The organism is Longicatena sp. (genome assembly GCF_982403165.1).
This window is the reverse complement of sequence record NZ_CEVYEL010000010.1, coordinates 43,145-67,023: the sequence shown is the minus strand read 5'-3', so window position 1 is coordinate 67,023 and position 23,879 is coordinate 43,145. Positions and strand designations below refer to the sequence as shown.

Sequence of the window (23,879 nt, the reverse complement as noted above, 5' to 3'; positions counted from 1 at the left end):
CGGAACCGTACGTACGGTGGTGTGAGAGGGTGATTTATTTCACCCTACTCGATTTTAAATCTAAGTTATACTTGCCTCATAAATGGAAACAATGGAAGCTTTTAATAAAGCGTCAAACGCTTCTTGGGTTTGGGTAATCTGCAGACCTTGTGTTAAGGCTCTGGAAAAGCTTGCTATGATACCATGATTTTTTGCCAATAATGCATTCGCTTGTTCACGGCTGTAACCACCGGATAAGGCCACAATTCGCACAATATGCGTATCCGTTAATAAATCTTTATAGAAATCATCTTGACTTGGCAATGTTAATTTAAACATGATTTGTTCATTATCCAAAGTTAACAATTGCTTTTTAATCTCTTCTTTTAAACGTTTTTCACAGGCTGCCTTATCTTCGCTATAAATATCAACTTCCGGTTCTAAAATAGGGATAAAACCATGTGCGGCAATTTGTTTGCCTAAGGCGAATTGCTGTTCAACGATTCTTTGAATACCATCTGCATTCGCGTGATGGATGACACTTCGCATCTTAGTGCCGAAGATATGACGTTGTTTTGCCCGTTGCAGTAATTCTTCTAAATTAGGAATTGGCTTCATTAGTTGAACGCCATCACTTTCTGTTTGCAATCCTTTATCAACCTTAAGGATTGGCAAGATATGCTTTTCTTCCCATAAATAATCTGCCGTATACTTCCCTTCAATTTGACGATCCATCGTATTTTCAAAAAGGATGGCAGCTAAGATATGAGCATTCGTAAAAGCTGGAGAAGTCATGATACGTGTACGCATAGCGTGAATACAATTAAACATTTCTTCATCACTGTGGTATTGTGATGCATCGACGCCATATAAACGAAGGGCTTTTGGTGTACTTCCGCCGCTTTGATCAAGTGCAGCGATAAACCCTTTGTGTGAATGCATTTGAATGACTCTTTCATCTTTCATCATTCACACCTCCTTCAAACGTTTTTTTAAACGTTTTCTTTATACTATTATTGTACCACGTTTTCCGCAAATAAAAAGGAATGTATCAAATAGTCACTTTTCCATTTGTATGATAAATTGAACGCATGCTATTTTTTCAACATCTTTTCAGCACCTTCACTCATTACTAGCTGATATCCATGAGAAGATAAGGTTGCTGTATCATCTTCAGGGGCAATGGTATCGTCATAAACCCAAATGGCTTCAACAGAAATGCCTTTTTCTTTACGAATCTTTGCCAAAATTTTTTCGCCTTCTGCATGAGATACCGTATATAGGGTCGTCGATAACATGTCGGCAATACCACCATCCTTGGTGATAACAGTTACACTGCGGCAATGTTTTGCAGGCATAAGCGTACTAGGGTCAATAATATGATGCATGATTTGTCCTTTGTATGTATAATAGCGTTGATAATCACCGCTAGTCACAAAAGATGAAGATTCATTAATGGAAATAGATGCTAAAGAATCGCTCGATAAAGTATCATAATTGGGGATTTGCAGGCCAACATTCCAGGCACTTCCATCTGGTTTTGCGCCAATTAAGCGAACATTGCCACCGCCATTGATGATGGCATGCTTTAAACCGGCTTTTTCTAGCTTTTGTGCTACTTTTTCAACAGCATATCCTTTTGCAATTGCGCCAACATCAAGCTGTGTATGTGAATTGTTAATATAGACTGTGCTTGCTTTTTCATCCAGTTCAACATGTTCCCATCCCGTATAGGTGTTTGCCTGTTGCAAGGCTTTCTTAGAAGGGATGGTTGCGTTTTTTGGATTTTTTTCAGCGGCTTCGCGCGCATCGTGCCATAAATCTAAGACAGCTCCCATCGTAACGGAAAACTGATGATTGCTAAGGGCATCGTATTCTTTTGATTGTTTTAACAGCTCCATAATAGGTTCGTCTACCTTGATCGGCTTGTCACCGGCATGATCATTGATTGTCTTAATATTGTTAATGCCATCATAATTATGATATTTATCAAATAGCTTATCATAGCGTTTGAATTCATCTTGAAGAATCTGCTCATATTGTTTATACGTATGTTCATCTTTTGCATAGGCTGTAAACATGACTACCGTATCAAAGCCTAAGCTTGTAGAAGTCATGGAATATTTTTCTAGTGTTACAGTATCTTTTTTACTGCTGCATCCATTACTGATCAGGATTGTTAACAGGCAGCATAAGCATAATTGGATTTTTCTCATTCTTATCACCGAGAGTTATTATACCATTATCATTTGGTATTATCCACTAAAAGCAAGCTTCCTTTGTTAGCATCCTTAAAATAAGCCATTAGGGATAAAAATGTGTATAATATCGCTTCATTTCAAAACAGAAGATGGACTCATTGCAAATGAGGAAATGCGTATGCCGCGATGACGTCAGAAGATGCGGGGATTAGCTAATTATTAGAGATGTTTTGATTATTTGAGGAATCATTTGATGAAAGGAAATGTTTTATGAAATGAACATGTGTACCAAGGCCCAAGATATTGGATTTTTAAGATAAGATGAAGGAATTTAAGAAAAGAATAACGTATGCAAAGGACAGGAAAAGCGTTTCTTTTGTTATGACAGTAGGTGTTGTGTAAAAATCATAAAAACGAAATTCTAAGATAACTGCGAAATGAATAAATAATAAAAAAGTATGAAAATCATCCGAAATTGTATGGATGATTTTCATACTCTCTGTTATTTAATGATGCCTTGCTTTTTTGGCGTTATGCGAATTCAATGACGGTAGAAGCGTCGAGCATTTTTATTTTCTCCATCATCTGTTGTCGCTTTTCTTCAAAATGTTCTTTTTGATTTGCATAACAAGATGCATGCTGTTGGAAGAGCTCTAACAATTGAGCGGCTGTGATCGTTTTATTGACACAATTGCTGTTTTTCCAATTGATGGTGATATTCCACACACCATGATCATTCAAGTAAATCAAGCCTAAGGGGGTAATTGCCAAAGGTACAACAAAGCCTAATACGATCGTATCTTGAAATACGTTTTGCAGTTTCATAAACGTCATCCTCTTTCATAATATAAGATAATTGTAAAACGAAATAAACAAACAGGCAATACTTTTATAGGAGATAAAAAGAACGAAATGATAAGAAGCGTTTTCTAAGATTGCTTTTAATTAATACATGGGTGGTGATCTTATAAATGTACTGCCATAACCAGAGGAAGGAATTCACACTATATTCCATCAGCTGGAAACATCAGGAATCCGATGAAAAAAACGAAAAATTTCTTTATGTACCTATTTGAAAATGTTATAATAATCTCGGTATGTGATTTAGATGAATTATCTGAATTTACATAGAAAATTAGGAAAGGCTTAAAGAAAGGTTAGGTGACGATGATGTCATTGTTTAAAGGTCCAATGCGTCAGCACATACAGGGTCACAAAGAGTTGACAGAGCATGTTGACATTCTGGAAATTAAGGCTGGAAATTGTGTATACATTCCCATGCTGTCCGGTGCCAGCACCAATCTGGAAATGCTTGTACAGGAAGGCGATAAAGTCTTAGTAGGTACAAAGCTTGCTGTATGCAATGAACGTAATGTTGTTCCTATTTATTCAAGTGTTTCCGGTACTATGAAGGGTATTGAGAAACGTATGCATTCTTCATTAAAACCGGTGAATCATCTGGTGATTGAAAATGATGGAGAGTACAAAAAAGAACAGTCCTTTGAACCGTTGGATTATGAAACAGCGGATCGTACAGCTTTAATCGATTTCATGATGAATGCTGGTATTATTGGACTTGGTGGGGCAGGATTCCCTGCTTACATCAAATACAAATTTGCGAAGGATGTTGAAAAACTGATCATTAATGCTGTGGAATGTGAGCCATTCATTACAGCAGATTATAAGATGATACAGGCGCACAAAGAAGAACTGGTGACAGGAATTCTGGCAATGAAGAAAATGGCGATGGCAAAGGAAGCCGTAATTGCCATTAAGAAAACACATCCGGATTTGATTTCTTTTTGTGAGGAAGCTGTAAAAGGTTTGGATGGTGTGAGTGTTGTTGCTGTTCCAGATGTATATCCTATGGGCTGGGAACGCGTGTTAGTGCGTGAAATTATGCATAAGGAATATGAAAAATTGCCTGGTGAAGTTGGCGCTATCGTCAACAATGCCACAACCGCAATTGCTTTCGGTAATGCCTTGTTGCATGGGGAAGCCATTATCACAAAGACATTGACAGTGTCTGGTAATGCTATCAAACATCCACAGAATGTAACCGTACCGGTTGGTGTTCCAGTGAATGAAATTGTTGAAGCTTGCGGTGGTTATACATGTGATGATGTGAAACTGATTGCTGGTGGTCCAATGATGGGAAAAACGATCGTTAATGATAAGTTTGTGATCGATCGCAATATGAACGCTATTACGATTTTGGCAAATAAACCATATGACAGTGTGGCATGTTTGCGTTGTGGAAAGTGTAGTGATCATTGCCCGGCAGGTTTACAGCCAGTGCGTATTGCCCAAGCGGTTAAGACAAAGGATAAAAATGCCATGGAAAAACTATGTGCGATGGATTGTATCGAATGCGGTTTATGTACCTTCATCTGTCCATCTCGCTTGGATGTAACAGAAAACGTACGGAAAGCAAAACGCCAGCTTATGATGGCGAAGAAGTAAGGAGGGTAAAGAGATGAAATTTACGTTTAACGCATCGCCTAACTTACGTCAGAGTCAGAGTACCAAACAGATCATGTTAGAGTTGATGCTGGGACTGCTGGTTGTCTTCGGCTTTTCCCTAGTTTATTATAACAGTGTTTATGGTATGGAATATGCTTTACAGGCAGTGAAACTAATGGTTGTTTCCTTAGTGGTAGCCTTAGTAACAGAGATTGCCTTTGCATTCTTTACCAAGAAAGATGCTAAGTTTGATTTTGCTTATATCAAGCAATTCTTAGGTTCTTCTTTTGGATGGATTACCGCGATCATTTTGACATTGATGTGTCCGATCAGTATTCGTCCATATGCCTTAGGAGTTTCGACATTTATTGCCATTTTCTTTGGCAAGCTGTTATTCGGCGGCTTCGGTAACAATATTTTTAATCCGGCAGCTTTTGGTAGAGCTATCGTGTTTGCGACTTTTATGGGAGCGACCACGGATGTTGTAACAGGTGCAACACCAACGACATTAATTGCGACCAATTATAACTGGCTTGTTGTTAATCCTGAGATGATTCAGGAAATGATGAGTGAAGTCGGTGGCTTAGGTAAATTATTTACCGGTTGGTATCCTGGGGCCATCGGTGAAACAAGTGCATTGGTTATTTTATTAGTTGGTGTCATTTTGGCAATTCGTAAAGTGATCGACTGGCGTGTACCTGTGGTATATCTGGGAAGTATCTTCCTCTTGACTGCTTGCGTCGCATTATTGCGTGGGGTAGGTAGTTATGAAGGATTGCCTGGTTTCATTTGGTATCCGTTAGTACATGTGTTAACTGGTGGTGTCGTCTTTGGGGCTATCTTCATGTTGACGGATCCGGTTACTTCACCAACCAGTGCGCAGGGACGTTGTATCTTTGCGTTAGGTGCTGCAATCTTTACGGTATTAATTCGTATTAAGGCGAATTTACCAGAAGGATGTTTATATTCTATCTTATTAATGAACATGTTAACACCAATGATCGAAAAGAGTCTGGAAGGCAAGCAATTGGCTTTACGTAAAAAGGCATGGATCATCAGCGGTGTTGTTGGCGTGGTTGGTTTAGGAAGCGTCTTATTAGCTGGAAATGTCATTGAGGCGAAAGAACCGGCACCTAAGGTATTCTTAAAAACTGAAGATAAAGATGTGAATAAATTTGAAGCTAAGATTACGGCTACCAAAGACAATGGTGATGGCACTGCGACTTATAAGGTGGAAGCACAGGGATATGCGTCTACCGAAGATGCATCAAAATTTAATAAATTTGATATTGTGGTAAACACCAAAGATCATACGATCGTATCTGTGACACCTACAGAGGTAGTTGATACGGAATATGCCGGTGATAAGATTTTAAATGAAGCATTCTTATCACAATTTAAAGAGCAGAAATTAAGTGACAATATAGAAGTAGAAGTTAATGATGCAGTTACAGGAGCTACGTTCTCATCAAAATCAACTGTCCGTGCAGTTGAAGAAGTGCGTAAGGCTCTGGGCTACTAGGAGGTAATCGTATGAAGAAAATTTTACATCTTACGGTATTCCTAGCTCTGATTGCTGCATTAGCCGGAGGAGCTTTAGGATTTGCCAACTCTATGACAGTTCCAGTCATCGCGGAAAATGAACTGAAAGCAGAACGCGATACCTTAAAGGTTATCTATGATGATGTTCCTGACAGTGCGTTCGTTGTTGAAAAAGAAAATGTTTCTAAGACGATTCAGAAAGTCTTTAAAGTAGAAGGAAAAGGATATATCTTCAAAATGAAGGTTACCGGTTATAAAGATGGTACTTCCTTCCTTGTCGCGTTAGATAAGGATGGTAAGGTTGTTGATTATGTGGCTATATCAAACGGCGATACCCAGGGACTGGGAAGCAAGGTTACAGAAAAACCATTCCGTGAAAAACTGCAGGGTGCTGATGCTCTTGGCAGCGAAATTGATGAAGATACCATTACCGGTGCAACCGTTTCAAGTAAACCGGTCATTGAAGGTATTAAGGAAGCAGCCAAATATCAGGCTGACCATTTGAAATAGGAGGTGGATGAAGAATGAATCGTAAAGAAAATTTTACAGCAGGTTTCATCCGTGAAAATCCTGTTTTCTCATTGTATTTAGGTTTATGCTCTACATTAGCTATTACGACAACGTTGAACAATGCCATTGGTATGGGAGTAGCTGTTATTGCCGTATTGATCATGTCCAATGTCATTATTTCCTTGATTCGTAACATTACACCATCAGAAATTCGTATCCCAGTGTATATCGTTATCATCGCGACTTTAGTTAAAGTTATTCAGATGCTGATTAAAGCATATGCACCAAGTCTGGATACCGCACTTGGAGTATTTATTCCACTGATCGTTGTAAACTGTATTATCTTAGGTCGTGCTGAGGCATTTGCCAGCAAGAATAAGGTATTAGATTCTGCGTTAGATGGTTTAGGTATGGGACTTGGCTATACGGTTTCTATCATCATCATGTCTGCCATTCGTCAGATTTTAGCTACAGGTGTGATTTCTTTTGATAACCCATTTAATGCGGCGCAGAATATCTTCACTCTGCGTATCATCCCAGATGATTTTGCCATTTCCATGTTCTCTCAGCCATTTGGGGCTTTCTGTACATTTGCCTGCTTGGCGGCTGGATTGGCAGCTTATAAGGCACATAAAGAGAACAAAGCTAAAAAACTGGAAAAGGAGGCGAAATAATTTATGGATTGGAGTAATTTATTCGTCATGTTCGTAACGTTTGTTTTGATTAACAACGTTGTGCTGAATCAGTTTTTAGGTATGTGCCCATTCATGGGGGTATCCAAAAAAAGCAGTTCAGCTATTGGTATGGGGGCTGCCGTTACTTTCGTTATCGTCGCGGCTTCCTTGGTTACGTATGCGTTATATTACGGCGTATTAGATAAATGTGGTTTACAGTATATGGATTTGATTACCTTCATTCTGGTTATCGCAGCTTTAGTACAGTTGGTTGAAATGATCATTAAGAAGACGAGTCCTTCCTTATACAAGGCATTAGGTGTCTATCTGCCTTTGATTACGACAAACTGTGTCGTATTGAATGTTACCTTAAATAATATTACCAATGGATATAACTTCGCTGAAATGCTGACGTATTCCATTGCCATTCCTTTAGGCTTTACATTGGTATTGTATATTTTCTCTACCATTCGTGAACGTCTGGATGCCTGTGATACACCGCTTTCCTGGAAAGGTAACCCAATTGCCCTGATTGTAGCTGCCATTATGGCTTTGGCTTTCAGTGGCTTGATGGGTCTGGTATAGCATATGGCGAGCGCAGTTATTTACTTAGCTATTTTAGGAGGTATTTATGCATTAGTTTTCTATTTGAATCATAAAACACCGCTTCCTAAAGGCTGTGAAAACTTAAAAGCAGAGTGTGAAGGCTGCCATGATGTAGCCTGCTGCAACAACCCTGCGCATGATAAATAGGAAAGGGGAATAACCATGTTAACAGCTGTTTTAATGATGTTGGTACTTGGTGCAATTCTTGGTTTGGGACTTGGAATCGCAGATAGATTTTTGAGTGTTGAAGTAGATGAGCGCGTAGAAAAGGTCAGCAGCATGTTGCCTAACTACAACTGTGGAAGTTGCGGTTATGCTGGATGTAGTGGTCTTGCCGAGGCTTTGGTAAATGGTGAAATTACTGTGGTTGGTACATGTAAACCATGTAAAGCTGATCAGAAGGCAGCCATTGCAGAATACTTAAACACAACACCAGGACCTGACGGCAATTGTGTCAAGGTGAAACCATAAAGGTAACAATGAGATAATCTATCTTAACAGATAGGTTATCTTTTTTAGACAGCAATGGTGCATGATAGTATTTAAAACATGTGGTTTTATGAGGCTGTTATAAAGATTAAAAAGAGCTTTCCCTTCTTTATGACTTTTGATAAAATGAGAGAAAGAAAGGTGATGCAGATTGGATAAGGAAACCATTCATCGTTGTACGTGGGCAGAAAATGCAGAAGCTATCTATCAAAACTATCATGATAACGAATGGGGCGTTCCCGTTTATGAGGATCAAAAATTATTTGAAATGCTGATATTGGAAGGGTTTCAGGCAGGATTATCGTGGCTTACGATTCTAAAAAAACGCGAACATTTTAGAAAAGCTTTTAATTATTTTGATGTAGCTTGCATAGCTGCTTATGATGAAGATAAAATAACAGAATTGATGCAGAATAAAGGCATTGTGAGAAATCGTCGCAAGATTTGTGCAGCAATTCAAAATGCTAAGGTGTTTTTAGCGATACAGAAAGAATATGGTACGTTTTCAGAGTATTTATGGGGATTTACCAATCATCAGGTACAATACTTGCAAGATAAAGAAATGCCGGTCACAACTCCTTTATCTGATAGCATTTCTAAGGATTTGAAGAAGCGTGGGATGAAGTTTGTCGGCAGCACGATCATCTATTCGTATTTGCAGGCTGTCGGTGTTGTTCATGATCATCACAAAGGATGTTTCTTACATGTGGATGATAGCAATAACTAAAAAAGATGTTCTTTGATTTGCCCCTTGTCAAGTAGACAGGGATAGATCATTCCATAAGAACATCTCTTTTAGTTAGGTATTTATCTGATAGGATTTTAATAGTGGTAAGGTAACCATAACGATGACAATGCCAACGATAGCCTGTATGATATTGCTAGGCACACCGGTGAGTGATAATTGCCAACTATCATTTATAAAAGCATCTGCCATAAAATAGCCTATGACCATCCATACGCCGGCCAATGCATATATACCATAGCGTAAGAGTGGTTTTGTGACCTTGTGAAGCAACAGGGATACCAGTACAGCCTCTATTCCTTTGATAAAAAGTGTGGGAATGAAATAAATACCATAACCTCCGGCAATATCCGCCAAACCACTTCCAATACCACCTATAAGAAAGGCATAAAAAGGATTTAATAAGGATGAAAATAATAAGATAAAACCATCTCCAAGATTGAAATATCCCTGAATACCATTCGGAACTTTTATCAAATAGGTAGCCAGAAAGACCAAAGCGATGCCTAATGCCGCCAATACCAGTTCTTTTACTTTCTTATTATCCATGATCATTACGCTTTCTTTAATTTCCGTTGGCGATAGAATTGGCGCTGTATCAGTGGTAAGGCAACGATGGCAATCACGTAACCGACACCACTCTGTAAAATATTTTCGGCTATGCCACTCAAAGCGATAATCATACTTCCTTTTAAATACCATTTTGCGAAAAAATAACCAATAACCATGATCATACATCCAAGGAAATAAGCAATCCATTTTATTTTGTTACCATACTTTTGGAACAAGTAAGCAACCATACAGCCTTCCAATCCTTTGATTAATAAAGTAGGAATGAAATAATATGCATACCCACCTGCAACATCTGCTAAAGCACTGCCTAATCCACCGATCAAAAAGCCGCCAAGCGGTGAGACAATACTAGAAAATAACAAGATGAATCCATCACCTAAATTAAAATAACCATCAATCCCATTAGGTATCTTAATAAACATCGTGGAAACAAAGACGATGGCCATACCTAATGCATATAATACAATTTGCTGCGTTGTTAATGTTTTTTTGTTCATATAATATACCCCTCTTTCTTACTTGTCAGTATTCTAACAAAAATCTGTCATGATAAAAATAGACAAAAATACATAAAAAATAAAGGTCAGTTCATGTTATACTAAAATGGGTGATATATATGGAAATGCAAACAAGCACATTTGAACGACAAAAAGGAATGGCTTTATATAAACAAATCTATTTGAAATTGCGAAAGGATATTATGCAGGGTTATCTGAAAAAGGGAGATCGTTTGCCTAGCATACGTAGCTGTGAGCAATTGTTTAAAGTATCGAAAACAAGTGTTGAGCGAGCTTATCAATTATTATTAGATGAAGGCTATATCAGTTCCAGACCGCAAGCTGGATATTATGTGGATGTAGATGAAGAACATGTGCGTATGCGATTATCTTTATTACAAAATGTTCAAAGGAATCCCACCTATCGTATACGGTATGACTTTCGTAGTCAAAGCATGGATCATGATGCTTTTGATATGACTTTATGGAAAAAATATCTGAAAGAAGTTTTGGAACTGCATCAGGTGATTACGACATATGGTGATGCCCAAGGCGAAGTTTCACTGCGCGAAGCTTTACAAAAATATGCATATTCTATGCGAGGTGTCTTATGTGATGTGGATGCTATCTTGATCGGTGCCAGTTTTCAATCTTTATTATTTTTGTTATGTGGCTTGCTTGATAAACAGATGATCGTCGGTATGGAGAAGAGTGGCTTTTCCCAGGCTGAAGAAGTATTTAAAAGCTATGGTTTTCCAATTGTGTATTTATCCTTGGAGGAAGATGGGATCTCCATTGCTGAATTGCGTAAGCATCATGTACAGGTATTGTATATAAATGCGGGGTCATTGGGAAAAAATCATCAGCCGTTATCTAAAAAGAATAAGGAGGAGCTATTGCGCTGGGCAAAACAGGCAAACGCATTCATCATTGAGGATGATCATAATGGAGAATTACGTTACGCAACCAAGGTAACAAGTGCAATGCAAGGTTTTGATATGGGAGAGCGTATATTTTATATCGGCTCGTTTTCACGTTTGCTTTTGCCATCGTTACGTATCAGTTATCTGGTTATGACACAAGATATCAAACAGCGTTATATTAGCAGAAAAGACAATTATGCGCCGACGTCCAGTAAAATTGAACAATTGGCATTGGCACGTTATATCACGGATGGTCATTTGGAACGCCATATCAGACGATTAAAAAAAAGGTATGAAAAGAAAAGTCAGCATATGTTTGACTTACTGCATACCTATTTACCAGAGGCTAGTTGTATATTAGAAGAAGCTTCCTTACAATATGTGCTACGCTTTCCTTATGAGTTGAACTATGCAGAAATTCTTGTCGAGGGTGAAAAAAAAGGGATAGCTTTTAATATAAATTCCTGTCAAGAACTTGTGATTTCCTTTGCGGCTATTGCGGAAAAAGATATGGATGAGGGGATCTATCGATTGCGTCAGCTTTTGCATGAGAATGCGATATAGATTTGATTACATGCATATCGTAAAATAGGGGGGGATTGAAGAAGTAAATGCCAAATAAACAAGGAAGGTTTACGAAACAGCGGTGGAACTAGATATAATAAATGAATGTGTAACGTTGTAAGATAACGGTATGGATACAATCATAAGTTTATTATTGACAACTGAATGCATCTATCATAAATTAACTCACGTGTATGCAAATTTATAACAACAAGCGTTCCTTTTTCTATGGAAATAGGTGTATAATATAGTGATAAGATAAGGAAAAGGAGGTATTTCTATGCAGGCATTTTTATGGCAACAAGGCGAATTTCTACTACGTATTTTATTAGCCGGTGTATGTGGGGCGATGATTGGCTATGAACGCAAAAGCCGTAATAAAGAAGCAGGCATTCGTACACATATGATCGTCGCCATGGGAGCCGCTTTGATTATGATTGTATCGAAGTATGGCTTTGGCGATCTGTTAGGAAAAGAAGGCGTTGCTTTAGATCCATCGCGTATCGCGGCACAAATTGTCACCGGGGTAGGCTTTTTAGGTGCCGGGATGATTTTTATGCGTAAAAATACCATTTCCGGACTTACGACTGCAGCTGGCATATGGGCAATCAGTGCTATCGGTATGGCGATTGGAAGTGGCTTATATCTATTGGGAATCCTAACCGCTTTTGTAATCTTGTTAATTCAAATTACGTTGCATTCCAATCATAAATGGCTGCGTGAGACTTATAAAGATGATGTATGTTTTGTGATTGAAAAGGATAAAAAAAATATTGAAGACTTGCAGAAGCGTTTGCAACAACTGCATATGGAAATATTGAATGCTAAGGTCGAGGAGAAGGATGATTGTTATCATGTAGATTTTGTGGTAAATTATCCTAAAAATTATGATGCGGATGTCTTGATGAAGCTGTTTCAGGAAATCAGCTATATCAAAGAACTGGATGTATGATTCCTAGCGTTCATTTGAAATAAATCTTGCCATTTTGCAAAGAGTATAGTAAAATAAGCAAGGTTGTGATGAGAATCATCACATACAAACAAGTTCATAGGTTTTAACAGCCTCCATTTTTCACTGATTTCATGTAACTAAATCAGTCATATGGAGGCTTTTTTATGAGAAAGCAGGTGTTTTATATGCAAGTACAAGAAACTAATAAAATGGGCATACGTCCCGTATTTCCATTATTGATGTCCATGGCCTTTCCACCCATGCTCAGCATGCTGATCCAAGCTTTATATAACATTGTGGATAGTATGTTTGTGGCGCAAATCGGTGAGCATGCCCTTACAGCGGTATCTTTAGCCTTTCCTATCCAGACCCTTATCATTGCCTGTGCAGTAGGTATTGGTGTCGGTGTAAATTCATATATTGCCAGAAAGTTGGGAGAAAAGAAACAGGATGAGGCAAACAGCGCTGTGCTGCATGGCTTGTTACTGGCATTGGTAGGATCGTTGTTATTTATCCTATTGGGTATTTTTGGTATACCGGCCTTTTTTAAGATGTTTACAAGCGATGCCTTAATATATGAGGAAGCCTGTGCATATACATATATTTGTGTCTTCTTTTGTTTTGGCTGTTTCTTCCATATTTGTATTGAAAAGGTATTTCAATCTACCGGAAAGATGATCTTTCCTATGGCGATTCAGGCAATTGGGGCTATTATCAATATCATTTTAGACCCAATTATGATCTTTGGCTGGTTTGGTTTTCCGGCATTGGGCGTTCAAGGGGCAGCGATTGCTACCGTCATTGCCCAGATTACTTCTATGGCAATGTCATTTTTTGTGTTATTAAGCAGAGAACATGATGTCAAAGTCGATGTGAAGCATTTCCATTTCCATATGGATTGTATCAAAAAGATCTTGGCTGTAGGTGTTCCAAACGCGTGCATGAATGCATTGAATAGCTTTTTGGTGATGGGATTAAATACGATATTGATTGGTTTCTCTAATGCTGCTGTTGCTGTGTTTGGTATTTATTTCAAGCTGCAAACCTTTGTATTCATGCCGGCAAGTGGCTTAACGCAAGGGGCTATGCCATTGATGGGGTACAATTATGGAGCAGGGTATCATCAACGTCTGCATGAAGCGTTGAAATATGCTATTTCAGTGACCGGAATCATCATGCTATGCGGCTGTCTGCTCTTTGAAATCTTCCCAACCCAACTATTAGGTTTGTTTGATGCCAATGCGGAAATGATGAATATCGGTGTTCCTGCCTTACGTATCATCGGTATCAGTTTTATACCGGCAACCTTCGGTTTTATTTTACCAACCTTGTTTCAGGCTATGGGATTAGGCTTACAATCATTGATTATCTTCTTATTGCGTCAATTGATCATCACCTTGCCATTAGCTTTCCTTTTTGCGAATTGGTTTGGTTTATATGGTATTTGGGTATGTTTCATTCTTGCCGAAACTATAGCAGCTATCGTGGCCTACTTGCTCTATCTGCGTATTCGCAAAACGGATCCGATTCTTTCTCGCAATTGGGAAGCGGCATAAGATTGTGACAGTTTCGTCATCCTTTTGTTTCACATAGACGAAAGGATGCTTTTTTTTGTATAATAGAAGAAATGAAAGACCGTTATGTTATCAGTGTCCTACCATCAAGTAGAAAGCAGGGTGTCTTATGAAAATTTTATTTGTTGAAGATGATCAGGCAATTGCCTTAGGTCTAGTATATTCTTTAGAAAAAGAAGGCTATGAGGTCATACATTGCGTTTCTCAAAAAGCCGCCTTGGGTTTGCTGGAAACACAAGTATTTGACCTATTGCTACTGGATGTCAGTTTGCCGGATGGCGATGGTTATACCATATGTAAACAAGCCAAGCATCTACATGATGTACCTGTTATTTTCTTAACTGCTTTAGATGATGAAGTCAATGTTGTGATGGGCTTAGATCTTGGCGGGGATGATTATGTCACAAAGCCATTTCGCATCAAAGAATTGTTAAGCCGCATAAAGTCAGTTTTACGCCGTTATCAAAAGGATGCTTTAGACATTGTGCAGATACAGCATCTGGAAATCCACATCAGAGAAGGGAAAGTATATCGTAAAGGCAGTGAAGTATTCTTAACAGCGTTGGAATATCGCTTATTGATGGTGTTTGTTAATCATCAGGGACAAGTCTTATCGCGTAGTCAGCTATTGGAAGGCATATGGGATGTCGCCGGTGATTTTGTGAATGATAATACGTTGAGTGTATATATCAAACGTTTACGTGAAAAGTTGGAAAAAGATGCCGCAGAACCGGAAATTATTAAAACAATCAGAGGACGCGGGTATCGGATGGAGAAAGGATCATGAAACTATTACGCAATAAAGAAATACGAAGAAGCGTGTTGAGCTGTGTTTTATACAGCTTATTATTGTATGTTTTAAGCTTACTTTGGAACATTCCAATCTTGCTTCTCTTGTTTTTCCAAGCCGGTGGTTTTCTAGCTATTTTCTTATGGTATCAAAAACAGCGCTATGCACATATCACAGCATTATCCACATATCTGCAGGCAGTATATGAAGGCAATGAGCTGTTGGATATACGCGATTATGAAGAAGGAGAGCTTAGCATATTAAAAAGTGATATTTATAAGATTACCAGTATCTTGAAACAACAAAAGGAATTGCTAGAGAAAGATAAGACATTTCTGGCGGATACCTTAAGTAATATTTCGCATCAGCTAAAGACACCTTTAACCTCAATGATCGTCATGAACGATTTATTAGCACAAGAAGATCTGCCATTGATTAAGCGTAAACAGTTCCAGCAACAGATGCAGCATCAACTGCAGCGAATCGAATGGCTGATTGCGACCTTACTTAAGCTTTCAAAGATTGATGCGAATGCGATTATCTTTGAACCAGTTGATGTTGTTGCCCATACGTTGCTTGAAGAAAGCATAGAACCACTTTTAATAGGCATGGAGCTAAAAAACATCACTTGTACGATACAGTGCGCAACGGATATTCATTTTACTGTTGATCGCAATTGGATTAAGGAAGCCATTGTAAATATCGTGAAAAATTGTATGGAGCATACTTCTGAAAACGGTCATATCTGCATCAGCTGCAAGAATACACCTCTTTATACCTTCCTTGTGATCGAGGATGATGGCTGTGGCATTGCTACATGTGATTTAGCGCATATCTTTGAACGATTTTATAAAGGGGAAAATGCCGGTCAAGACAGTGTGGGCATAGGCTTATCTTTAGCTAAAGCTATTCTTATGCATAATCATGCGACGATTGAAGCAGAAAGTGAAGTAGGAAAAGGCACACGGTTTTTGATTCGCTTTTATAAATAAAAGCAGGCAGTTTCATGACAGAATTGTAAGACATATTGTCATGAAGCTGTCATTTCTTTCGCTTATACTTAAGCGTAGGAGGAAATACATATGGAATTGTTAAAGGTAGAGCATGTAAGTAAAATTTATGGGGCGAAAGAAACGCAGGTAAAGGCATTGGATGATGTTTCTTTTACGGTAGAAAAAGGAGAATTTGTGGCAATTGTTGGCCCAAGTGGCTCAGGTAAGTCTACGCTGCTGCATATTCTTGGCGGTGTGGATCGTCCGACAAGTGGTCAGGTAATCTTAGATGGTAATGCGATGTATCAGATGGATGAAGATGGATTGGCTATTTTTCGACGTCGTCAGATTGGCCTTATCTATCAGTTTTATAACCTGATTCCGGTATTGAATGTGAAAGAAAATATTACTTTGCCTTTGTTGTTGGATCAGCGAAAAGTAAATGAAGATTACTTTCAGAAATTGGTACAGCAACTCGGTTTGCAGGATCGTTTAAATTATTTGCCCAATCAATTATCAGGAGGACAGCAGCAGCGCGTATCTATCTGCCGTGCCATCATGGCATCACCGGCTGTCGTTTTAGCGGATGAGCCAACAGGAAATCTCGATCGTAAGAACAGCGAAGAAATTGTCGGGTTATTAAAACAGCTGCATCTAGAACAAAAACAGACGCTGATCATGATTACGCATGATGAAAGTATTGCCCTGCAGGCAGATCGCATCTTGCAAATAGAGGATGGTAAGATTGTCAAAGACGAGGTGATACGGCGATGAAGGTAGAATATCGCGTCACTTTGGAAAGCATGCGGCGCAATCGCAGAAGAACTAGAATTACCATCTTCGGAGTTGTGCTTTGTATCGCGATGCTATCCGCAATTGCGACCATGATGACTTCATATCGCAGTGCCATGATCGAAGGTGTAATCGCACGCAATGGCTTTTATCATTATAGCTTTAATGAGATATCTTCATCGGATGTTCAAAGGCTGCAAGCAAATCAAGATGTTGCACAAGTTGCCATTACCTATGCGGATAAAGCACGATATGGAACAAAGGATGACAATGCAGAAATGCAGACTACCATTCAGATAAATGGTGTAAAAGAAAAAGACTTAGCGTTAAAAGGCAATGCATTGATTCAAGGAAGCTATCCTAGCAATGCACATGAAATTTTAGTCAGTGAGCAATTTCTTAAAAAATATGAGAAAGCGATTGGTGATCCTATTACTTTACGCATTGGCGATTATCCAAAGCAGCATTGGCAAACCAAACAGCAACAAGACTATCGCATTAGCGGTGTAATCAAAAGCTGGTGGGATGATGTAGGCTATATGAACACCATTGTGGCCTATGATACACAACAAGAAGCTTTGCATAAGAATAACTTATCCGCCTATCTCTGCTTGGACTCTTTGCGGCATAAAGAGGATAAAATAGCACGCATTCAAAGCCAACTGCATACAGAATATGGTAGCAATACCAATCATGACCTGCTGCAGTTTTATGAAATTACCGATTCAGAGTTTATGAAAACGATGTTGATTGCAGGCAGTATCATGGCCACTTTGATCTTATTAGGCGGAGGCTCTCTGATTTATAATGCATTTGCCATATCATTAAGTGAGAGAACCAGATATTTAGGTATGTTATCCAGCGTTGGAGCGACGCGAAAACAGAAAAAACGCTCAGTACGCTTTGAGGCTTTCGTCATCGGATGTATTGCCTTACCGATTGGTTTATGCTTAGGAATCGGCGGGGATGCTATTGCCTTTCATTTGTTTGACGGCCTCATACGTTCATCCAGTTCTTCTGATCTGGATTTAAAAGTTGTGGTGAACTGGCAGATTCTGTTACTAATCGTTATGTTTACCATTGTACTATTGCTTTTTTCATCCTGGTTACCGGCAAGGAGAGCTTCCCGTATTTCGGCAGTTACGGCAATACGTCAGAATAGTGATGTACGCATACGTAAAAAGGATGTTAAAGTAAGCCGTATCACACAAAGATTGTTTGGCTTTGAAGGTACTCTTGCAATGAAAAACATGAAGCGCAATCCTTTCCGTTATCGTGCAACGTTGTTATCGTTTATCATTTGTATGGTTTTATTTCTTAGTGCCATCACCTTGATGGGACTTGTGCAGACGACTATCTTGATGAGCATACGTACCAATGCAGATGTTACCTTAAACATCTATAACAACACCGATGACCAATTGCCTTATAAACCTTATGAGGAAGCAAAGTTGTCTGCGTATAAACAAGTGCGTTATGCAGATCATGCGACATTGACCTTAGAAAGTTTTTTGAAATTAAACGATAGTCGCTACCTAAGTAAGGCGGGAAAAGAACAATTACAAAACTATGAAAAAAATATAGATGTCAATACCAACTTTCACGAGAGCAGTCTATCATTCCTTGATATCTATGGTTTACAGGATGAAGAATTAAAAGCCTATTGTAAACAAGTAGGGGTCGATATAGAAAAACTGAAGCAGCATCAGGGGATGATCTTAGTAAATGCTCCAGTAAAAGATGCTTATAAAACAAAGCATATCGATTGGCTAAAGGTTGCAAAAGGCAGTCACTTATCAGCGGAATTTGATAAGAAAGAGGATCCTTATAAAGCCTATGAAGATGGAGATGATATACCAGACGTTTTGCCAACACCGGTCTTAAAACATGCCGTGTATATTGAAAAAGTGACGCAGCTAACGCCAGACTTTCTTGAGGCAGCTTATAATAATCCAACAAGCTATCTGATAACATCCTTTGATGCTGTGAATGCCTTAGCAAGTACGCTTGATAAAAAAGGTGGAAATGCGCATGCTACCTGTATGATCTACTATCGCAGCATGCATCCAAATGAATTACAGGATGAACTTAGCAAGCAGCAGTCAATGAATATGTATGTAAATAATGTTGCCAAAGATAATGAAAAAACAAAAAGTTTAAGCTTAGTAATCTCCTTATTTCTTTATAGCTTTGTCGGTTTATTGATTTTAGTTTCTATTACCAATATCATCAACACGATAGCTACTAGCATGCAGTTAAGAAGAAGAGAATTCGCAATGTTGAAATCCATCGGCATGACAAAAAAACAGTTTCATCGTATGATTGGTTATGAAAGTATCTTTTATGGTTTCAAGACATGTTTGTATGGACTTCCTATCGCCTTTTTGATCATGGTAATCTTATCAAAAACTTTTTCTTTAAGTTTTGAAAATAAGCTCTATATTCCATGGTTGGGAATTGGTATCACGATTTTCGTGTTGTTCCTATTATTGATCTTAATCATGTTCTTCTCTATTAAAAGAAGTGAGCAGGAAAATATCATCGAAACGATACGACAGGAAAGTATCTAAGGTAAAAAACGGTTGAGGAAGACCGTTTTTTTCAGGAATGGAAAACGGGTAGCGGCAATGGTATAATAAGAGTAACGATGCAGGAGGCAAGGTTATGCAAAATTATGTTATGGCAATTGATCAAGGAACAACCAGTACTAGAGCCATCCTTTTTGATCAGCAAAGCAATATCATCGGAATTGCTCAAAAGGAATTGGAAAATTACTATCCTCATCCTGGTTGGGTAGAACAGAATGCAAATGATATTTGGGCAAGTACAGTAGGGGTCATGTTTGAGGTATTGGCAAAAACAGGTATCAAAGATACACAAATTGCGGCAATCGGTATCACAAATCAAAGAGAAACAACTGTTGTCTGGGATAAGGAAAGCGGACAGCCCATCTATTTTGCCATTGTATGGCAATCTCGGCAAAGCGATTCTTATTGTGAAGCATTCAAAGCCCAAGGCTTAGAAGAAATGATCAAGGAAAAGACGGGATTATTGTTAGATCCGTATTTTTCTGCCAGTAAGATTCGTTTTATCTTAGATCATGTTGCGGGGGCTCAGGAAAGGGCAGAACGTGGTGAACTGCTGTTTGGGACGATGGATACATGGTTGTTGTGGAAACTGAGCCAAGGGGCAAAGCATATGAGTGATGTGTCGAATGCATCACGAACGATGTTAATGAATTTAAAAACTTTGGATTATGATGAAGAATTGTTAAAACTGTGGAACATTCCAAGATGCATGTTACCGGAAATTCATGATACCAGTGAAGTCTATGGCTATACCAGTGGATTATTTGATCATCCGATTCCGATTGCGGCTTTGGTTGGCGATCAGCAGGCAGCTTTATTTGGTCAGACTTGTTTTGATGCGGGTAATGTTAAGAATACGTATGGTACCGGATGTTTCCTGCTTATGAATACGAAGGAGAAAATTATCCACTCTCAACATGGCCTGTTAACATGTGTAGGCTGGCGTATTAGGGGGCAAACCGCTTATGTTTTAGAAGGTAGCGTGTTTGTGGCCGGAGCTGCTATTCAGTGGCTAAGAGATGGTTTGGCTATCATTTCCAGCAGCAGTGAAAGTGAAAGCAGAGCCAAGCAAGTAAATGATTGTGATGGTGTTTATGTAGTGCCTTCCTTTACCGGGTTAGGTGCGCCTTATTGGAAGCCACAGGTAAAAGGGGGCATCTTAGGATTAACCAGAGGCACAAAGCAAGAGCATATCATACGTGCTACCATAGAATCTTTAGCTTATCAAACCAGTGATGTCGTATTTGCTATGCAAGAGGACAGTGGTTTAGCCATTAAAAAGATGCAGGTAGATGGCGGTGCTAGTCGTAATGATTTCCTCTTACAATTTCAAAGTGATATTCTAAATACGCAAGTAATTCGTTCAACCATCAGTGAAACGACCGCATTAGGAGCGGCTTATCTGGCAGGTTTAGCCGTCGGTGTTTGGAAACATCAGGATGATATCCGTAAGCAATTTCAAGTTGCCAGCATTTTTGAACCGATGATGGAGGAAGAAAACCGCATTGCTCATTTAAACGGCTGGAAGCGAGCAATCCATGCGATTATGGAGTTTTAAATAACTGCGGCAAGCAATTTGCAAAAGATAAAATCACAGGGTCATCACGACATACAAGAAAATGGTAATTTTTGCTTGTGAAAATGTTAGTAAATCAATTGACGTATATCCTTACCTTTGTTAAAATATCTTTGGTAAAGAGGGAATATTTCTTCTAAGTCGTAATGAACGATTTACCAGAAAGAGAAAAGGAGATAATGAACATGAAAAAACTGACAGTATTACTGGCAGCATTGTTTATGCTGACGGCGTGCGGTAGCAGCGAAGAAGCAAAAACGGGATCTGCCGAAACAGCAAAAGATGCCAAAGGTGATTATGCAAGTGCTAAAATCACAGTAAAAGGCGATGCAGTTGAGTCTATTACATTAGATGAGACAAAGGATGGCAAATCAAAAAAAGAGCTTGGTGCTAACTACAACATGAAGCCACACAGCAAAATCAAAAAAGAATGGAATGAACAGGTAGAATACTTGGAAAAGTACATTGTTAAAAACGGTATCGATAAGGTCGAATTAACAGATCAAGGCTACCCTAAAAATGACGATGTATTGGCAGGATGCACCATCAACATCACAAATCTGATGCAAGCAGCTAAAGATGCAGAAGCTGCAGCAAAGAAATAAACAACCGACAGATAGTACAGTTCTCATAAAACTGGACTATCTGTTTTTTTAACGAATTCATAATGTTATCTTTATGCGTAAACTAAAACAATGCCTAGGTTTATAGTTTTATGGTAGTAGCGCATATGGCAGGATGTATGGTTGCACAAAAAGCGGTAACACTAAAATTAAGCAGAAAGGATGCGAAAGAATGAAAAAAATAACAGTGTTACTGCTTGGTGTATGCATGCTGTTGAGCGGTTGTGCAAAAAGCGAGCAGAAAGAGGGAACAGGAACTTATACAAATGCAAACGGGGAAACGACAACGGCTAAAGTAACTTTAAAAGATGGTAAAATCAGTAAGGTTTCCATTGATGAAACCGCGAAAGACAAAGACAAGACAAAAAAAGAACTTGGCGCTGACTATCATATGAAAACAGCAAGCGGTATTGGCAAAGAATGGAATGAACAAGTGAAATTCTTTGAAAACTACGTAGCTAAACATGGTATTGAAAAGTTGGAATTAAAAGATAATGGAAAGGCAGCTAACGCAGATGTTATCAGCGGCTGCACCATTAGTGTTGAAGGGTTTGTAAAAGCAATCGCCGATGCTAAGGCAAATGCTAAATAAAAAGTGATGCTCCTATATTTGTATAGGGCATCACTTTTTTCAAGCATGGAAGTTTATTTCTTATTGATTCTGGCATTCGCAATAACGATGACATCGCCCGAATTTAAAGTTACTGTTTCACTATTTAGATTATATTCCTGGCATAAGGATAGTCATTAAAATAAGAGTTTTCATACACGTAATAGGAAGCTGTGTCTTTATATTCATTACTGGATGGTTTTAATATGTGATAAAGGAATTCAATAAAAGGAATTTCATAGGATGATTTGATATATAATAAGTGATTTTCTTTTTTATCCATGTTCTACCTGCATATTCTGCATCATTTTTAAGCGTTATTTAGAATGGTACAGTCTATTAAGGGCAATCTATACGATGATAATCATAAACAGCTGTACAAAAAGCGATTGCAAATGTGAAATCTTATGAGTATAATATAAAATAATGGAGGAATTTATGAACAAAGCAGATAAGATATTTATTGGACTCATCGTAGTAATTTCATGCTTGTTGTATGTCCCTTCGTTATGGTATGCCTATCAGAATCAAGGCAGCGTGAAAGAAGTCGTCGTCAGTTATAAAGATAAAGTGGTATTACAAAAACGTTTGTCATTAGATCATGTATATGAAGTAAAAGGTACATTAGGACCTGTAAAGGTAGAAGTAAAGGATGAAAAAGTGCGGGTGGAAAAAGAAACATCCCCTTATCATCTTTGTTCTATCCAAGGATGGGTGGATGACGTTAATCGTCCAATCGTCTGTCTGCCGAATAATATTGTTGTAGAGATACGTTCTGCATCTGATGAGGAAGCAGACATAGATACGGTGATTCAATGATGAGCAAAACTAAGAAAATGACGACTATTACCATGTTGATTGCTATCAGCATCTTATTTCACATGATTGAATCGATGATACCCATTCCTGTTCCTATTCCAGGTTTTAAGCTGGGCTTAGCGAATATCGTTGGTTTGATAGCCTTGTACTTGTTTGATGAAAAAGTCATGTTGGAAGTAAATCTGATGCGTGTTTTATTGGCATCTTTATTGCGAGGTGTGCTATTTGGGACAGGTTTTTGGTTGTCCCTGTGTGGAACGTTATTAAGCTGTGTTGCATGCATTATCGCAAAGCGGTATACACCGATGAGCATTTATGGTGTCAGTGTCGCCGGCAGTAGTTTTCATGCTATTGGACAAGTCATCGCGATTACGTATATATATCAGCAATTTTTTATGCAGGCCATTCTGCCTGTCTTAATTTTGCTTGGTATACCAACCGGCTTATGTATGGCATTGCTTGCTAATCAAGTGTTAATACGATTACAAAGGTAAAAAAGGAGGACATAAAGATGGAAACATTTGTATATAGACCAAAGGGAGTATGCTCACAGCAAATGACATTTACCATGGATGGCGATATTATTCGTGACGTTAAGATCGTTGGTGGCTGTGCCGGCAATTTACTGGGAATTTCCCGCATTTTGAAAGATAAAAAGATCAGTGAAGTTATGGAGGCTTTCCATGGAGTGCGCTGTGGCATGAAGGCGACCTCATGTCCAGATCAGATTGCGACGGCTTTGCAGGCATATGCAAAGCAGCACAATATGGATATTTAACAAGAAACCTTTAACCATG

Annotated in this window: 26 protein-coding genes; 21 read left to right on the top strand and 5 right to left on the bottom strand. The window is 38.6% G+C overall.

The window, feature by feature from the left end; genetic code table 11:
* Positions 1 to 60 precede the first annotated feature (60 nt).
* The 3 genes from AC1VS3_RS03705 to AC1VS3_RS03695 all read right to left on the bottom strand — a co-directional run bounded on the left by AC1VS3_RS03705 (position 61) and on the right by AC1VS3_RS03695 (position 3,005).
* Positions 61 to 945 (bottom strand): fructose bisphosphate aldolase, encoded by an 885-nt coding sequence (locus tag AC1VS3_RS03705; protein ID WP_008688921.1) that lies wholly within the window; start codon positions 943 to 945, stop codon positions 61 to 63.
* A 128-nt stretch (positions 946 to 1,073) separates the two neighbouring features.
* The gene (locus tag AC1VS3_RS03700) at positions 1,074 to 2,195 is read right to left on the bottom strand and encodes an FAD:protein FMN transferase (protein ID WP_008688920.1); all 1,122 of its coding nucleotides are present in this window, start codon (positions 2,193 to 2,195) and stop codon (positions 1,074 to 1,076) included.
* 516 nt (positions 2,196 to 2,711) lie between these two features.
* Positions 2,712 to 3,005 carry a hypothetical protein gene (locus tag AC1VS3_RS03695; RefSeq protein WP_008688917.1) on the bottom strand — a complete coding sequence of 98 codons (294 nt, stop codon included), beginning with the start codon at positions 3,003 to 3,005 and terminating at the stop codon, positions 2,712 to 2,714.
* 345 nt (positions 3,006 to 3,350) lie between these two features.
* On the opposite strand from AC1VS3_RS03695, the gene AC1VS3_RS03690 reads away from it, so the two are divergent.
* From AC1VS3_RS03690 to AC1VS3_RS03655, 8 genes are all read left to right on the top strand, one after another.
* On the top strand, positions 3,351 to 4,643 hold the full coding sequence (locus AC1VS3_RS03690) for an RnfABCDGE type electron transport complex subunit C (protein ID WP_008688916.1): 1,293 nt from the start codon (positions 3,351 to 3,353) through the stop codon (positions 4,641 to 4,643).
* A gap of 13 nt (positions 4,644 to 4,656) precedes the next feature.
* A complete protein-coding gene (locus tag AC1VS3_RS03685; protein ID WP_481275517.1) occupies positions 4,657 to 6,165 on the top strand; it encodes an RnfABCDGE type electron transport complex subunit D in 1,509 nt (502 codons plus the stop codon).
* Positions 6,166 to 6,176: 11 nt separating this feature from the next.
* The gene (locus tag AC1VS3_RS03680) at positions 6,177 to 6,695 is read left to right on the top strand and encodes an FMN-binding protein (protein ID WP_008688914.1); all 519 of its coding nucleotides are present in this window, start codon (positions 6,177 to 6,179) and stop codon (positions 6,693 to 6,695) included.
* A gap of 14 nt (positions 6,696 to 6,709) precedes the next feature.
* On the top strand, positions 6,710 to 7,369 hold the full coding sequence (rsxE, locus tag AC1VS3_RS03675) for an electron transport complex subunit RsxE (protein WP_008688913.1): 660 nt from the start codon (positions 6,710 to 6,712) through the stop codon (positions 7,367 to 7,369).
* Between the two features lie 3 nt (positions 7,370 to 7,372).
* Positions 7,373 to 7,954, top strand: coding sequence for an electron transport complex protein RnfA (locus AC1VS3_RS03670; RefSeq protein ID WP_008688912.1), 582 nt, complete (start codon positions 7,373 to 7,375; stop codon positions 7,952 to 7,954).
* A 3-nt stretch (positions 7,955 to 7,957) separates the two neighbouring features.
* The gene (locus AC1VS3_RS03665) at positions 7,958 to 8,122 is read left to right on the top strand and encodes a hypothetical protein (protein ID WP_008978987.1); all 165 of its coding nucleotides are present in this window, start codon (positions 7,958 to 7,960) and stop codon (positions 8,120 to 8,122) included.
* A 15-nt stretch (positions 8,123 to 8,137) separates the two neighbouring features.
* Positions 8,138 to 8,446: a (Fe-S)-binding protein gene (locus AC1VS3_RS03660; RefSeq protein WP_008688911.1), complete on the top strand. Its 309-nt coding sequence runs from the start codon at positions 8,138 to 8,140 to the stop codon at positions 8,444 to 8,446.
* 169 nt (positions 8,447 to 8,615) lie between these two features.
* On the top strand, positions 8,616 to 9,191 hold the full coding sequence (locus tag AC1VS3_RS03655; protein WP_008688910.1) for a DNA-3-methyladenine glycosylase I: 576 nt from the start codon (positions 8,616 to 8,618) through the stop codon (positions 9,189 to 9,191).
* 72 nt (positions 9,192 to 9,263) lie between these two features.
* Here the strand turns inward: AC1VS3_RS03655 and AC1VS3_RS03650 are convergent, their stop codons facing one another.
* Together AC1VS3_RS03650 and AC1VS3_RS03645 are read right to left on the bottom strand one after the other, a co-directional pair.
* Entirely contained in the window at positions 9,264 to 9,758 is a 495-nt protein-coding gene (locus AC1VS3_RS03650) for an ECF transporter S component (protein WP_034798014.1), read from the bottom strand.
* 5 nt (positions 9,759 to 9,763) lie between these two features.
* Positions 9,764 to 10,279, bottom strand: coding sequence for an ECF transporter S component (locus AC1VS3_RS03645; RefSeq protein WP_008688908.1), 516 nt, complete (start codon positions 10,277 to 10,279; stop codon positions 9,764 to 9,766).
* Positions 10,280 to 10,398: 119 nt separating this feature from the next.
* Between AC1VS3_RS03645 and pdxR the strand changes: the two genes are divergently transcribed.
* The 13 genes from pdxR to AC1VS3_RS03580 all read left to right on the top strand — a co-directional run bounded on the left by pdxR (position 10,399) and on the right by AC1VS3_RS03580 (position 23,860).
* Positions 10,399 to 11,766 carry a MocR-like pyridoxine biosynthesis transcription factor PdxR gene (gene pdxR, locus AC1VS3_RS03640; RefSeq protein WP_008688905.1) on the top strand — a complete coding sequence of 456 codons (1,368 nt, stop codon included), beginning with the start codon at positions 10,399 to 10,401 and terminating at the stop codon, positions 11,764 to 11,766.
* A gap of 280 nt (positions 11,767 to 12,046) precedes the next feature.
* A complete protein-coding gene (locus AC1VS3_RS03635; RefSeq protein WP_008688903.1) occupies positions 12,047 to 12,718 on the top strand; it encodes an MgtC/SapB family protein in 672 nt (223 codons plus the stop codon).
* Positions 12,719 to 12,882: 164 nt separating this feature from the next.
* Positions 12,883 to 14,274: an MATE family efflux transporter gene (locus tag AC1VS3_RS03630; RefSeq protein WP_008688902.1), complete on the top strand. Its 1,392-nt coding sequence runs from the start codon at positions 12,883 to 12,885 to the stop codon at positions 14,272 to 14,274.
* A 127-nt stretch (positions 14,275 to 14,401) separates the two neighbouring features.
* The gene (locus AC1VS3_RS03625) at positions 14,402 to 15,079 is read left to right on the top strand and encodes a response regulator transcription factor (protein WP_008688900.1); all 678 of its coding nucleotides are present in this window, start codon (positions 14,402 to 14,404) and stop codon (positions 15,077 to 15,079) included.
* On the top strand, positions 15,076 to 16,074 hold the full coding sequence (locus AC1VS3_RS03620) for a sensor histidine kinase (RefSeq protein ID WP_008688898.1): 999 nt from the start codon (positions 15,076 to 15,078) through the stop codon (positions 16,072 to 16,074). Before AC1VS3_RS03625 ends, AC1VS3_RS03620 begins: the two co-directional genes overlap by 4 nt.
* 90 nt (positions 16,075 to 16,164) lie before the next feature.
* Positions 16,165 to 16,848 carry an ABC transporter ATP-binding protein gene (locus AC1VS3_RS03615; protein ID WP_008688897.1) on the top strand — a complete coding sequence of 228 codons (684 nt, stop codon included), beginning with the start codon at positions 16,165 to 16,167 and terminating at the stop codon, positions 16,846 to 16,848.
* Positions 16,845 to 19,436 (top strand): ABC transporter permease, encoded by a 2,592-nt coding sequence (locus tag AC1VS3_RS03610; RefSeq protein ID WP_008688896.1) that lies wholly within the window; start codon positions 16,845 to 16,847, stop codon positions 19,434 to 19,436. Before AC1VS3_RS03615 ends, AC1VS3_RS03610 begins: the two co-directional genes overlap by 4 nt.
* Before the next feature lie 94 nt (positions 19,437 to 19,530).
* Positions 19,531 to 21,012: a glycerol kinase GlpK gene (glpK, locus tag AC1VS3_RS03605; RefSeq protein WP_008688895.1), complete on the top strand. Its 1,482-nt coding sequence runs from the start codon at positions 19,531 to 19,533 to the stop codon at positions 21,010 to 21,012.
* Positions 21,013 to 21,215: 203 nt separating this feature from the next.
* The gene (locus AC1VS3_RS03600) at positions 21,216 to 21,635 is read left to right on the top strand and encodes a hypothetical protein (protein WP_008688894.1); all 420 of its coding nucleotides are present in this window, start codon (positions 21,216 to 21,218) and stop codon (positions 21,633 to 21,635) included.
* A 190-nt stretch (positions 21,636 to 21,825) separates the two neighbouring features.
* Entirely contained in the window at positions 21,826 to 22,245 is a 420-nt protein-coding gene (locus tag AC1VS3_RS03595) for an FMN-binding protein (protein ID WP_008688893.1), read from the top strand.
* Between the two features lie 456 nt (positions 22,246 to 22,701).
* Entirely contained in the window at positions 22,702 to 23,082 is a 381-nt protein-coding gene (locus tag AC1VS3_RS03590; RefSeq protein ID WP_008688891.1) for a NusG domain II-containing protein, read from the top strand.
* Positions 23,082 to 23,576 (top strand): Gx transporter family protein, encoded by a 495-nt coding sequence (locus tag AC1VS3_RS03585; RefSeq protein ID WP_017144630.1) that lies wholly within the window; start codon positions 23,082 to 23,084, stop codon positions 23,574 to 23,576. The genes AC1VS3_RS03590 and AC1VS3_RS03585 overlap by 1 nt, the downstream gene beginning before the upstream one ends.
* A 17-nt stretch (positions 23,577 to 23,593) precedes the next feature.
* A complete protein-coding gene (locus tag AC1VS3_RS03580) occupies positions 23,594 to 23,860 on the top strand; it encodes a TIGR03905 family TSCPD domain-containing protein (protein ID WP_008688889.1) in 267 nt (88 codons plus the stop codon).
* Positions 23,861 to 23,879: the final 19 nt, after the last annotated feature.